General features: G+C 47.0%; 9 protein-coding genes and 1 tRNA gene. 4 read left to right on the forward strand and 6 right to left on the reverse strand.

Annotated elements, in window-relative coordinates; translation table 11 throughout:
• Positions 1–7: 7 nt before the first annotated feature.
• Entirely contained in the window at positions 8–2,719 is a 2,712-nt protein-coding gene (gene mutS / locus H3V14_RS02480; RefSeq protein WP_246784964.1) for a DNA mismatch repair protein MutS, read from the forward strand.
• Positions 2,720–3,022: 303 nt separating this feature from the next.
• Here mutS and H3V14_RS02485 read toward each other — a convergent pair whose 3' ends face one another.
• The 6 genes from H3V14_RS02485 to H3V14_RS02510 all read right to left on the reverse strand — a co-directional run bounded on the left by H3V14_RS02485 (position 3,023) and on the right by H3V14_RS02510 (position 9,621).
• The gene (locus H3V14_RS02485; RefSeq protein ID WP_198226310.1) at positions 3,023–4,195 is read right to left on the reverse strand and encodes a thiolase family protein; all 1,173 of its coding nucleotides are present in this window, start codon (positions 4,193–4,195) and stop codon (positions 3,023–3,025) included.
• 2 nt (positions 4,196–4,197) lie between these two features.
• Complete coding sequence (locus H3V14_RS02490) at positions 4,198–5,772, reverse strand: AMP-binding protein (RefSeq protein WP_198226312.1); 1,575 nt, start codon at positions 5,770–5,772, stop codon at positions 4,198–4,200.
• A 158-nt stretch (positions 5,773–5,930) separates the two neighbouring features.
• On the reverse strand, positions 5,931–7,769 hold the full coding sequence (gene ilvD, locus H3V14_RS02495; protein WP_198226314.1) for a dihydroxy-acid dehydratase: 1,839 nt from the start codon (positions 7,767–7,769) through the stop codon (positions 5,931–5,933).
• A 143-nt stretch (positions 7,770–7,912) separates the two neighbouring features.
• Positions 7,913–8,548: a 5,6-dimethylbenzimidazole synthase gene (gene bluB / locus H3V14_RS02500; RefSeq protein ID WP_198226316.1), complete on the reverse strand. Its 636-nt coding sequence runs from the start codon at positions 8,546–8,548 to the stop codon at positions 7,913–7,915.
• 456 nt (positions 8,549–9,004) lie between these two features.
• Positions 9,005–9,080: transfer RNA gene (locus H3V14_RS02505), tRNA-Ala, on the reverse strand.
• 139 nt (positions 9,081–9,219) lie between these two features.
• The gene (locus H3V14_RS02510) at positions 9,220–9,621 is read right to left on the reverse strand and encodes a TIGR02300 family protein (protein WP_075869697.1); all 402 of its coding nucleotides are present in this window, start codon (positions 9,619–9,621) and stop codon (positions 9,220–9,222) included.
• 302 nt (positions 9,622–9,923) lie between these two features.
• Between H3V14_RS02510 and aroA the strand changes: the two genes are divergently transcribed.
• The 3 genes from aroA (at position 9,924) to rpsA (ending at position 13,745) form a co-directional block, all read left to right on the forward strand.
• Positions 9,924–11,252, forward strand: coding sequence for a 3-phosphoshikimate 1-carboxyvinyltransferase (gene aroA / locus H3V14_RS02515; RefSeq protein ID WP_198226318.1), 1,329 nt, complete (start codon positions 9,924–9,926; stop codon positions 11,250–11,252).
• Positions 11,249–11,896: a (d)CMP kinase gene (gene cmk / locus H3V14_RS02520; RefSeq protein WP_198226320.1), complete on the forward strand. Its 648-nt coding sequence runs from the start codon at positions 11,249–11,251 to the stop codon at positions 11,894–11,896. Before aroA ends, cmk begins: the two co-directional genes overlap by 4 nt.
• Before the next feature lie 148 nt (positions 11,897–12,044).
• On the forward strand, positions 12,045–13,745 hold the full coding sequence (rpsA, locus tag H3V14_RS02525) for a 30S ribosomal protein S1 (protein ID WP_075913611.1): 1,701 nt from the start codon (positions 12,045–12,047) through the stop codon (positions 13,743–13,745).
• The last annotated feature ends 314 nt before the right edge of the window (positions 13,746–14,059 follow it).

Below are 14,059 nucleotides of genomic sequence, written 5' to 3' on the forward strand. Positions count from 1 at the left end.
CGACGAAATGGCGGCAGAAAAGCCGGGAAAAAAGCATAACCGCTCCGACGAGCGTATCACCCCGATGATGGAGCAATATATCGAGATAAAAGCGGCAAATAGCGATTATTTGTTGTTTTATCGTATGGGTGATTTTTACGAGCTTTTTTTTGATGACGCCGTTGAAGCTTCCAAAGCATTGGGAATTGCGCTTACCAAACGTGGCAAGCATTTGGGCGAAGATGTGCCAATGTGTGGCGTTCCTGTTCATGCTGCAGATGATTATTTACAAAAACTTATTGCCTGCGGTTATCGCGTGGCCGTTTGCGAGCAGATGGAAGACCCCGCCGAAGCGAGAAAACGGGGGGGCAAATCGGTTGTGCGGCGCAATGTTATCCGTCTCGTCACACCGGGAACTTTGACAGAAGACAAGTTGCTTGATCCGGCGCGTGCCAATTATCTTATGGCGCTTTCGCGCACCGGATCGGGTAAAGATCAGGAATTTGCAATTGCATGGATCGATATTTCAACGGGAATTTTTAAAGTAAGCCGTGCTCATGCCGATCGTTTGCTTGCCGATATCATGCGCATCGACCCGCAAGAACTGATTGTGGCCGATAATGTTTTCCATGACGAGACATTAAAGCCGCTATTCAACCAGCTCGGCCGCATCGTCACACCACAAGCAGCAAGCCTTTTTGATAGCAATATGGCTGAACGCAACATTTGCGATTATTTCAAACTGGCGACACTGGAAGGGGTCGGGCACTACAATCGTGCAGAACTTTCGGCAATTTCGGCTGCTATCGGTTATGTTGAAAAAACACAGATCAACGAGCGTCCACCTCTCATGCGCCCCTTAAGGGAAGATGAAAATGCCTCCCTGTTTATTGATCCGGCAACCCGCAACAATCTGGAATTGACACGCACACTTTCAGGACAGCGTGATGGCAGCTTGATGAAAGCAATCGACCGGACAGTTACAGGAGGCGGTGCGAGGCTTTTGAGCGAACGTTTGATGGCGCCATTGATTGCACCGGTTGCAATCAATGAGAGGCTCGATTCGGTTGCATATTTTCTTAATGATATGCGGTTTGCCGAAAATTTGCAGGCTATTTTGAAGAGCGCGCCGGATATGCCACGGGCACTTTCAAGGCTTGTCCTTGGCCGCGGCGGCCCGCGTGATATGGCAGCAATCCAGCGCGGATTTGCTGTTATTTGTGATGTGAGAAACCTGTTTGCGGGCAAACTTCTGCCGCAAGAATTAAGCGATGCTTTAACAACCCTTGAAAAATTGCCGGTTGATCTGCACAGCCATCTTGATCGTATTCTTGCCGATGATTTGCCGTTGTTGAAGCGGGATGGGGGATTTGTTCGCAAAAATTATAATCAGGAACTTGATGAACTGAGAACCCTGCGTGACGAATCGCGTCGGTTCATTGCCGAATTGCAAGGCCGTTATGCTGAAGAAACGGGCGTTAAAGCGCTTAAAATCCGCCATAACAATATTCTCGGTTATTATATCGAAGTCACTGCCCTTCAGGCGCCGGCATTGACAGAAACGACGGAAGCAAAAAGCCGTTTTATCCATCGTCAGACAATGGCAAATGCCATGCGTTTTACGACAACCGAACTTGCCGATCTTGAAAGCCGCATTGCCAATGCAGCCGATCGCGCTTTGACAATCGAACTTGAATTGTTTGACAAGCTTGTTGAAGAAATTGCTGATCAAGCCGATTTTATCCGGCAAGCGGCCATGGCACTTTCTGTTTTTGATGTTTCCGCCTCCAATGCTTCTCTCGCCGAGGAACAAGGCTATTGTCGCCCGATTGTAGACCAATCGCTCGATTTCGAGATTGTCGCTGGACGCCATCCGGTGGTTGAACAAGCATTGAGAAAACAGGCCAAAGAACCGTTTGTTGCCAATAATTGTAATCTTTCTCCCAAGAATGGCGCGAAATATGGTGCGATTTGGTTGCTCACCGGCCCTAATATGGGGGGAAAATCAACGTTTTTGCGTCAGAATGCCTTGATTGCCATTATGGCGCAGATGGGGTCGTTCGTTCCCGCCGGTTCAGCCCATATCGGTGTCGTCGACAGGCTTTTCAGCCGCGTTGGAGCTGCCGATGATCTTGCCCATGGCCGGTCAACCTTTATGGTTGAAATGGTGGAAACGGCAACAATCCTCAATCAGGCCGCCGAGCGTTCATTGGTTATTCTTGATGAAATCGGCCGCGGAACGTCGACATTTGACGGACTTTCTATTGCCTGGGCAGCCATCGAATATCTTCATGAAGTCAATCATTGTCGGGCAATTTTTGCCACCCATTTTCATGAAATGACGGCACTCACCGAAAAACTTGATCGCCTTCATAATGTGACGATGAAAGTCAAAGAATGGAATGGCGATGTCGTTTTTCTTCACGAGGTGGGAAATGGTGCGGCAGACCGTTCTTATGGTGTGCAGGTGGCAAAACTTGCAGGCCTTCCGGCCGCTGTTTTGTCGCGGGCAAAAGATGTTCTCCATCAGTTGGAAAAAGGTGAAGTTGCGGGTAAAGCTGCCAAGCTGATTGATGACCTCCCGCTTTTTTCTGTAGCACTGTCGCGGGAAACAGAGAACACTAAAAAAGCTTCTCAAGTTGAAGAAGCGTTGAAGGAAATCAATCCTGATGAACTTTCGCCTAAGCAAGCCTTGGAAGAACTCTATCGTTTGAAACAGCTGGCTATGGCTGGAAAATAACGGCAGAGTTTAACGAATGCCGTTGCAAGCAATAAACAATTGCCGCGCGTGATGGTTTTTCGAATATTTCAAGATCGCGTGCACCCCGGTTTTTTAAAACCTTTAACGATAGCGGTATGATGCAAGGCGGAATGATATTCGAAAACAAAACGGATATTTTTTAAGCACACTATATAATGTAATCACTGATCGCGGTCTTTTATCTCACGTTGATGAGTGAGGCAGAAAACCGATTATTGCCGAAAACGCTGACTTCAGGACGAAAAAATATGACACCTCGGCTTTCACCCATGCGAATTGATTTTAAGCTTTGTGAAATGGTCGGAAAGCTGCACTTATTCCCATCCCGCCGCCAATTCCCATTGTCGCAAGGCCAAGTGCATCATCTGACAGGTTTTTCATCTGGGAAAAAAGCCGTGTTGTCAAAATAGCGCCCGATGCACCAAAAGGATGTCCAAGCGCAATTGCGCCACCATCACGGTTGATTTGTTCTTCCGATATATCCAACGCGTCAATGGTGGCAAGTACTTGCGCTGCAAAGGCTTCATTGAATTCAATGACGTCAAAATGTGAACAATTGTCGAGCTTCATTCTTTGTAGCAGTTTTTTTGTCGAGGGGACCGGCCCCACGCCGGCAAGATTGGGATCAATACCGCTTACAGCACTATCAATAAAAATGATTCCGTATTGAATGCCCAACTGTTTGGCTTTTTCAAGCGATGTCACCAGAACGAGTGCCGCTCCGTCATTCAAAGGGCAGGAATTACCGGCCGTTACCGTTCCGTTTTTTTCAAAAGCCGGTCGCAAATGGGCTAAAGTTTCGAGTTTTAAACCTGCTCTCGGGCAATCGTCAGAGGAAAATAGGCCTTTTGCTGTTTGAAGTGCTATGATTTCATCATCAAAACGACGGTCTGCTTGAGCGTTCAAGGCACGTTGATGGCTTTGAAGCGCAAAACGATCCTGTCTTTGTCTCGATATACCAAAATGTCTGGCAATATTTTCAGCCATGTTTCCCATATCAGGGTCGCCGATTGTCTTGGGTGAAAATCGTGCACGGGAAAAAAATTGCGGCAATTCGCGCGGTGTTTTGGGGCGTTTTATGCGCCAAGGCGCAGTCGATACACTTTCTGCACCACCGGCAAGATAAATTTCACCCGCTCCCGCCTCAACAAGTCGGCACGCCATAACAACCGCCTCGAGACCTGACCCGCATTGCCGATCTATTGTTACACCCGGAATTTCAACCGGTAGTCCGGCAGTTAAAGCAGCAAGGCGTGCGAGATTACCTCCTCCGCCCGCAGCATTACCGATCATAACATCGTCAATATCCGTTTTTTTGATGTTTGTGCGTTCGACAATTGCCTGAACGAGCGGGCTTAGAAGATATTCCGCGTCAACAGATGAAAGCGCACCATATGCGCGCGCTATCGGCGTTCTCAACGCCGCAATAATAACAGGTGTTCTGCTTTCATCCATTTTTAAAGCCTTGTAATTTCAGGGGCACCCTCTTCAACCATTCTTTTTACCATGACGCGGGCAATTTTTCCGCTCCACGTCATTGGCCAATGGTTGATCATATAAAAATCTTTCGGGATTTTGAATTTTTCCATTAACGGGCGGCAAAACTCGCGCAGTTCATCTGCCGTTAACGGGGCATCTTTGAATGAAATGACGCTGACAAGACGTTCTCCATAAATGTCATCGGCAATTCCGAAAGCAATTGCTTCACTGATATTTGGGATAGCTTTCAATGCCGTTTCTATTTCGGCAAGATAAATATTGTTGCCGCCCGAAATAATCATGCCGCCGGCACGACCCATTACATAAAGTTCGCCATTTTTGTCGATCATGCCAAGGTCGCCAACAGTTGCCCCATACTGGTTACGGACAAATGCCTTGCCATTGTCACCCCATAAATATCCATCCGAGATCAAATCACTTTCGACAAAAATAGTGCCGATTTTATCGGGCGTGAGCGGTAACAAATTTTCATCACGAATTGTAACTTTAACACCGGGAAACGGTTTTCCTACCGGCGACATGGAATTTTCATGTGAAAGCGTTCGGGGGGTCATTTTGTTGACAGCAACAAAACTTAATTCGGAGGCACCATAATATTGTAAAATTTCTGCATTCGGAAAAAGTGCACGTGCATCGGCATAATGTTGCCGATCAAATTTCGAAGCTCCGGTAACAAGTTGCTTCACTTGATGAAAAACCAATTTACGCTCATCTGCCCGTCGTTTTAATTCGTTAAGCATGGTTGGCACGCCGACAAAACGGTCGGCAGTTTTAAGAAGCTCCAATACTTCATCGACATTGAATTTTTTGACACTTTCAAAAGTCTGTCCGCTATCCAACGTTTCGATAAGAGCGTAAAGGCTTACGCCGTGCGCCATGGGCCCCGGGGCAACCGATTTATGTAATTTGTCGAGGCCGAAGAACTCACGTCCGGGGACAAGCGAGTTTCTCCAACTTTGGCGATTTCTGATAAAAGCTTTGGGAAGCCCTGTTGTGCCTGATGTAAAGCCTATGAAAAACGGTCCAAGCGGTAGATCGGCTATCGTTTTATCGGGGATAGTTCCTTCCAGAAAACGGTCATAAGTTGCCAGAAAACGGTCATAAGTTGACTGGGTGTCGGCATCTTTTTCAACATAAAGCGCTGGTAGATCAAACGCTCGGGCAATTTCAGCAATAATACAGTTTTTGTTTTCGCAAATGACAATGTCGGGACTAAGCCGACACATAATTTCTTCAATCTGGTTTGGTGGTGTGGCAACAGAAAGAACAGCAACACAATGCGGGCTTGCCGAACCGCCGGCAAAAATTTCGCCAAAGCGGAAATGGTTTGGAAGTGCGAGCAACACCAGCCGGCCATCATCCGGTAAACCGAAACGATCAGGGTGGCTTTTTTCCAGATTGAAAAGATTGCGTCTGAAAGCTTCGGCACGTTGGTAGAGCGTTTTATAGGTGATTTCATTTCCGGCGATTGAAATCGCAATTCTGTCGGGTGTCAAAGTGGCATGTTTAGCCAACGCATCAATAACTGGCATTCGCCCCCCTTAACGGTTCGGGAATAATTCGAGGCCGACTTCGTGTTTGAATGTCACGGCATAGTTAAAGATAACAATATATTCTAAAAAATTACAATAAAACTCTAAAACTCTCCCGCTATAATTTACCAATCATAACGGGAGAGAAAATTTTAAAATCAGATTTGGCGAACAGCGCCTTTGGCTGCCGATGTTGTCATGGCTGCATAAGCGCGTAATGCCTTGGAAACTTTGCGTTTACGAATCTCTTCCGGCTTCCAGGCTTTGTCGCCTTTCTGTTCCATTTTCTTGCGGCGGTTTGCCAGTGCTGCATCGTCAACATCAAGATGGATTTTGCGATTTGGTATGTCAATTTCGATTATATCGCCTTCTTCGACAAGACCAATCGTGCCGCCTTCGGCAGCTTCCGGTGAAACATGGCCGATTGAAAGACCCGATGAACCACCGGAAAAACGGCCATCCGTGACGAGAGCACAAACCTTTCCCAGACCTTTCGATTTCAGATAGCTTGTCGGATAAAGCATTTCCTGCATTCCGGGGCCACCGCGCGGGCCTTCATAACGGATGAGCACAACATCTCCCGGTTTGATTTTGCCGTTCAAAATTGCAACCACGGCCGAATCCTGACTTTCAAAAATCCGTGCCGGACCTTTGAATTTCAAAATCGAGTCGTCGACACCGGCGGTTTTAACGATGCACCCATCCTTGGCGAGGTTGCCGTAAAGAACGGCAAGACCGCCATCCTTCGAATAGGCATGGTCGACATCACGAATGACGCCTTTTTCGCGGTCAAGGTCGACTGTTTCGTAGCGCCGTGACTGGCTGAATGGAGTTTGTGTCGGAATACCACCCGGAGCGGCACGATAAAATTCATGGATTTCGGGATTATTTGTCTGTTTGACATCCCATTTGCGCAAAGCATCCTTCAATGTCGGTTCATAAACCGTTGCAACCTCGCTATGGATAAGGCCTGCGCGGTCAAGCTCGCCCAGAATTGCCATCACGCCACCGGCGCGGTGGACATCTTCCATATGTACATTCGCAACTGCAGGTGCGACTTTACAAATAACCGGAACGTGGCGTGAAAGCCGGTCAATGTCGGACATGGTAAAATCAACTTCGCCTTCTTGCGCGGCAGCTAAAAGATGAAGAACCGTATTGGTTGAACCACCCATTGAAATATCAAGTGTCATTGCATTTTCAAAAGATTTGAATGTTGCAATCGAACGGGGAAGAACACTGTCATCATCCTGTTCATAATAACGCTTGGCCAGTTCGACAATCCGGTGGCCGGCTTTCTCGAAAAGATGTTTGCGGTCGGCATGTGTTGCAAGCATTGAACCATTGCCGGGAAGCGAAAGCCCCAGAGCTTCGGTCAGGCAATTCATCGAGTTTGCTGTAAACATGCCCGAACATGAACCGCATGTCGGGCAAGCTGCCCGTTCCATATTGGCAACTTCCGAATCGCTGTTATGGTCATCGGCTGCCGCAACCATCGCATCAATCAGGTCAACGGCGAGCTCTTTGCCCTTCCATTTGATTTTTCCCGCTTCCATCGGTCCGCCGGAAACAAAAATCGTCGGAATATTAAGCCGCAAGGCTGCCATCAACATTCCCGGAGTAATTTTATCGCAGTTGGAAATGCATACCAAAGCATCTGCACAATGGGCATTGACCATATATTCAACCGAGTCGGCAATGATCTCACGGGATGGAAGAGAATAGAGCATACCATCATGCCCCATTGCGATACCGTCATCGACAGCAATTGTATTAAACTCTTTGGCAACGCCGCCAGCTTTTTCCACTTCGCGGGCAACGAGTTGTCCCATATCTTTAAGATGGACATGGCCTGGAACAAATTGCGTAAAGGAATTGGCAATCGCAATAATCGGCTTACCAAAATCTCCGTCTTTCATTCCTGTGGCACGCCATAAGCCACGGGCACCGGCCATATTCCGGCCATGAGTAGAAGTTCTTGAGCGATAGGGAGGCATTTTGAATTTCCTTGAATAATTCCAATGTAGTAACGGTTTTGCCGCACAGATCATATAAACGCAAGGATTTTAAGCGCTTTTTTGATCAATGCTCAATCACATTTAGATTAGAATCAAAAACAATTTTAAATTTAAATGCAATATTATTGCGCACTCTTTGGCCATTCTTCATGATAAATAACGCTTTCGAGCGGTACGCGTTTGCGCCAGCCTTTTTGCTCAAGTTCCGGACTGTCATAAAAGTGGCTGACATAACCGATGCACAAATAGGCAATGATTTCTATTTCAGCCGGAATTTTTAACAACGCCTTCAATTCATCATCATGATAAATAGAAACCCAACCGACACCGATGTTTTCAGCCCGTGCCGCAAGCCATAAATTTTCTACAGCACAAACACAACTATAAGCCGACATTTGCGGATTATGAAAACGGCCAAGGCCGGTGCGGCCATCGCGCGAGCGGTCACATGTGACAACAAGATTAAGAGGGGCTTTGACGATGCCTTGTAATTTCAGTCGGTTATAAAGTTCTCGCCTTTCGTCGGTAAAAATTTTTGCTTCTTCGGCCTGTGCTCTGGCAAAAATTTCTTTGACTTGGTTTTTTCGTTTTTTATCGCGGATAAGAATGAAATTCCACGGCTGCTGGAAGCCCACGGAAGGCGCTGAATGGGCGGCTTCAAGGAGTTTCTTTATAACAACATCATCAAGCGGTCGGGGTAAAAATTCATCGCGCACATCGCGCCTTTCATGGATGACTTTGTAGATATCTTCCAACATAAATTCTGTGCCGAACTCCTTACCGATTTTGTAGATAGCTAAATGAAAATTGTCGTATTGGCTACATAAGAATGCTTTTCAAAATTCCTTGGTCGTCCAACAAATATCTTATAATTGATAAAGTTAAGCGATCAAGTTTATCACTGCTCTCGTCAATCAATTCGACAGCACAAAAATAATCGACCATGTTTCGGTTATGATTGAAGCGGTCAAGATTCCGAGAAATCCGGATTTCTTGCTGATGTTTCAGGCGGCTTCTCAAGGGAGGCTAAAAATCGTGAGGTTGGAGAAAAAACGGAAAGCAGGCGGAATAGAAAAAACAATAACGACAGCCGATTGAAAACGAAAAGATAAAAACAGCGTTGAAAAAAATGGACCTTAAGCCAAAGAAGTCCAACAGCAAAAATTATAAAATTGCGATAAGGAAGTTTTTGAATCTGGAAGGTTCTTCAAGATTGGTGGAGCTAAGCGGGATCGAACCGCTGACCTCTTGCATGCCATGCAAGCGCTCTCCCAGCTGAGCTATAGCCCCATTCAAGATGAGAAGGTCACAACGTGACCTTCCGGGATCAAGACAAACTGTCTGGCGGCTTCTTAAATTGAGTGGCGCCAAAGATCAAGAGGGAAATTGCAATCTTTATAAAGAAAGCGACTTCCCCCTCTTGATCTCGTTAAATGTCGTCGTCTTTATGAACTTTATTGCCGCCGGTGATAATGCCGCTAACGTCGTCATCCTCGTCGTCTTCATCATCCGGCAAGAATGCGTCATCATCATCGTCACCAAGGTCGACATCCTCATCGTCACCGATGTCAGGAATTTCTTCACCACCCTTTGTTTCATCATCGGCATCTTCAAGCGAGATGAATTCAGGCTTCTCTAATGCCGTGTCAAGGTCCTCCGTCTCTGTCTCCTCTTCCTCATCCTCGCCCTTAGCGTCGGCTGTGGCGTCGAAATAGGATCTTGGGTAGGAGATCCCAGTATAAGGTGAAATAATCGGGTCACGATTGAGATCATAGAATTTTTTCCCCGTTTCCGGGTCTATTCGTTTGGTTCCAAGTTCAGGTTTTGCCATGGACCGAGCCTCTTTTGGTTGGGCGTGACATTTCTATCTGCATGAAGCTTATAGAAATAAGCACGTTCCTTTGTTGGAAAGCAATTTAACCGGACACGAGCATTTACGCGTCCATCAAAATGCCGTTGAGATTAATCAAAAAATCCGATCACGGTGCTTAAGCGCAAAAATATGCTTTTGTCAAAGATAAACAATAAGAACCATGTTCAATTTCCTTGAAGCGATGTATTTTTTCATGACGTATGAAACTCGTTATGTTAGAAGCATGCTTTTCCTATATATAAAGAAGAAATACGTTTGCCATGTCTGAACCGCTTCCTGCTACCTCGAAAAAATCTGCCGATCTTTCCGGACATATCCGGATACCGGGCGATAAGTCCATTTCCCACCGTTCATTGATGTTCGGCGCTCTGGCAAGTGGAGAAACCCGCATTTCCGGTCTTTTGGAAGGTGAGGATGTTATTCACACAGCCAATGCCATGCGGGCCATGGGCGCAACAATCACGAAGGATAATGATGTTTATGTTATCCATGGAACAGGAAACGGTTGCCTTTTGGAACCCGAACAACCGCTTGATTTCGGCAATGCCGGAACCGGAGCAAGATTGACTATGGGACTTGTCGGTACCTATGCAATGAAGACACGTTTTATCGGCGATGCATCCCTGTCAAAACGGCCGATGGGGCGCATTCTTGATCCCCTGCGGTTGATGGGAGTGCAAGTTGAAGCTTCGGAAGGTGACAGATTACCGTTGACATTGTGGGGGGCAGTCACACCCAATCCGATCACCTATCGCGTTCCAATGGCATCGGCACAGGTAAAATCGGCCGTTTTGCTTGCCGGTCTCAATACCCCCGGCATTACCACCGTCATCGAGCCGGTCATGACACGTGACCACACCGAAAAGATGCTTGTGGGCTTTGGTGCCGATCTTGAGGTCGAGACAGATAATGACGGTGTGCGCTATATCCATCTAGAGGGGCAGGGGGAATTGCACGGGCAGGATATTACCATTCCCGGCGATCCGTCATCAGCAGCATTTCCGATTGTGGCAGCCTTGATTACCGAAGGTTCGGATATAACCATAGAAAATGTGTTGTTAAATCCCACCCGTACCGGATTAATCATCACACTTTTGGAAATGGGAGCCGACATCAGTTTTGAAAACAAACGCCAGACCGGCGGGGAAGAGGTGGCCGATATTCGCGTGCGTTCCTCGCAATTAAAGGGGGTAAAAGTGCCAAAAGAGCGCGCGCCTTCAATGATTGATGAATATCCGGTTCTTGCAGTTGCAGCCGCTTTTGCCGAGGGAAAAACAATTATGGAAGGGCTTGCAGAACTGAGAGTCAAGGAATCAGACCGGCTTTCAGCCGTCGCCAACGGTTTGAAAAAAAATGGCGTTGATTGTGAAGAGGGAAAAGATTTCCTGATCGTGACCGGCAACCCTTCGGCGAAAAATATTGGTGGCGGAATTGTCACAACACATCTTGATCACCGTATCGCCATGAGCTTTCTGGTGCTTGGCCTTGGAGCCGGAAAACCTGTAACAATTGACGACAAGCGTATGATTGCAACAAGTTTTCCGGAATTTATGGGTCTGATGGCGAAATTGGGAGCGCATATCGAATGACCCCGAACAAGCCGTTTATTATTGCAATTGATGGTCCTGCCGCTTCAGGAAAAGGCACATTGGCGCGCAAACTTGCCTCCCATTACGGGTTTTCCTATCTTGATACAGGTTTGACCTATCGCGCAGTTGCCGATGAGCTTCTAAAACGTCATTTGCCACTCAATGACGAGGATATTGCGGTAAAAACCGCCTCTTTAATCGATTTTGGTTCACTTGAGCGGGCGCATTTATCCGAACATGAAATCGGTGAAGCAGCGTCGAAAGTGGCGGTGATGGGGCGTTTACGTAAAACATTGGTCGACATGCAAAAAGCTTTTGCCGAACAAAGTAAAGGGGCGGTTCTTGACGGGCGCGATATCGGAACAGTTGTCTGTCCCGATGCAAACGTCAAGCTCTATATTGTTGCAGCCCCCGAAGTTCGGGCAGAACGGCGCTATAAAGAAATGATGGAGAAAGGCGAGAAAGCCGATTATAATGCTATTCTTGCCGATCTTAAGCGGCGTGACGAACGCGATATGAAGCGCGCCGAAAGCCCTTTGAAACCAGCAAAAGATGCGCACTTGCTTGATACAACAAAATTGAGTATAGAAGGCGCGTTTGCTGCCGCTTGTGCTATTATTGATCCAATTATAGAAAAACGGTAAAAGACTTAAGAGAAATGTTATTTCCGGCCATGCGCCAAACTACCCCGCCAAAGAGCGGGCGGCAGGAAAATAGCATCGTTTTAACACTAACCCGGCGCTCGTGCCTTATTTCATATTCCTATCAAAAGGCACTTCTTCAGGAGTTTCTATGTCACAATACAATCCCACAAAAGCGGATTTCGAAGCCCTTTTGGCTGAATCCCTCCAGACCCATGATCTTGTCGAGGGGTCGGTTGTCAAAGGCCGCATCATTGCAATTGAAAAAGATATGGCAATCATTGATGCCGGTCTTAAAGTCGAAGGCCGCGTTCCGTTAAAGGAATTCGGTGCCAAGGGTAAAGACGGCTCGCTTAAACCTGGCGATGAAGTCGAGGTTTATGTCGAACGCATCGAAAACGCGATGGGTGAAGCTGTTCTTTCACGCGAAAAAGCTCGCCGTGAAGAGAGCTGGGTTCGTCTGGAAGAAAAATTCAATGCCGGTGAACGGGTTGAAGGTGTTATTTTCAGTCAGGTCAAAGGCGGTTTCACAGTCGATCTTGATGGTGCCGTTGCTTTCTTGCCGCGCAGCCAGGTCGACATTCGTCCGATTCGCGACGTAACGCCGTTGATGCATACCCCGCAGCCTTTTGAGATTTTGAAAATGGACCGTCGTCGTGGCAATATTGTTGTTTCACGCCGTACAGTTCTTGAAGAAAGCCGTGCCGAACAGCGTTCTGAAATCGTACAAAACCTTGAAGAAGGTCAGGTTGTCGAGGGTGTTGTCAAGAACATCACCGATTACGGTGCATTCGTTGATCTCGGCGGTATTGATGGCCTCTTGCACGTTACCGATATGGCATGGCGCCGTGTCAACCACCCGTCTGAAATCCTCTCGATCGGCCAGACTGTAAAAGTACAGATCATCCGTATCAATCAGGAAACACATCGTATTTCTCTGGGCATGAAACAGCTTGAGAGCGACCCGTGGGAAGGCATTACCGACAAATATCCTGTTGGCAAGAAGATCAAGGGCACTGTTACCAACATTACCGATTATGGTGCATTTGTTGAAATCGAACCGGGTATTGAAGGTCTTATCCACGTTTCAGAAATGAGCTGGACCAAGAAGAACGTTCACCCCGGAAAGATTCTTTCGACCTCTCAGGAAGTCGAAGTTGTTGTTCTGGAAGTGGATCCGGCAAAACGCCGTATTTCTCTGGGTCTCAAGCAGACATTCGAAAATCCGTGGACAGCTTTTGCCAACAAATTCCCTGTTGGCTCTGTTGTTGAAGGTGAAGTCAAGAACAAAACCGAATTCGGCCTCTTTATCGGCCTTGAAGGCGATGTTGACGGCATGGTTCACCTCTCCGATCTTGACTGGAACCGTCCTGGCGAGCAGGTTATCGAGGAATACAACAAGGGTGACGTCGTCAAGGCTGTTGTTCTTGATGTTGATGTCGACAAAGAACGTATTTCACTCGGCATCAAGCAGCTTTCCGGTGACAAGGTCGGTGAAGCTGTCGCTTCCGGTGAATTGCGCAAAGGTGCTGTTGTTACCTGTGAAGTTACAGCAATCCACGACAATGGTATTGATGTAAAACTGGTCGATCATGATCTCGAAACAACAATCCGTCGTTCGGATCTGTCGCTTGATCGTGATGAACAACGTCCGGAACGCTTCACTGTCGGCCAGAAGGTCGATGCACGCGTTACCGCATTCGACAAAAAGACCCGCAAGATCACAGTTTCAATCAAGGCTTTGGAAATTGCCGAAGAAAAAGAAGCTGTTGCACAATATGGTTCGTCGGATGCCGGTGCTTCACTTGGCGACATTCTGGGAGCCGCGTTGAAGAAGCAGGAACAGGAATAATCCTTTTGGTTCTGGCGTCGCAGTTGACTGCGATGGCTTTTAGACAAATCAGAAAATAGACAAATCAGAAAAACCCGCCTTGAAAGGCGGGTTTTTTATAAAAGATGACGTTTTTGATGTTTTATAATTGAATTGCGATTTTTCATTATTAAGCGGGAAAGTGGTGTTACTAAAGCTTCATCCGCGCGACGGGCAACGCACATTCAATAAGCACTTTCAAAATAGCAGGATTTGAAAAACCGTGTTGGTTAAAGCGGCTATCGGCTTATTTTGTAGCGATTAGAATGGGATGTTTTTAAAACATCAAGCGGGAG

This window comes from Bartonella sp. W8151 (assembly GCF_016100385.1).
GTDB lineage: Bacteria > Pseudomonadota > Alphaproteobacteria > Rhizobiales > Rhizobiaceae > Bartonella > Bartonella apis.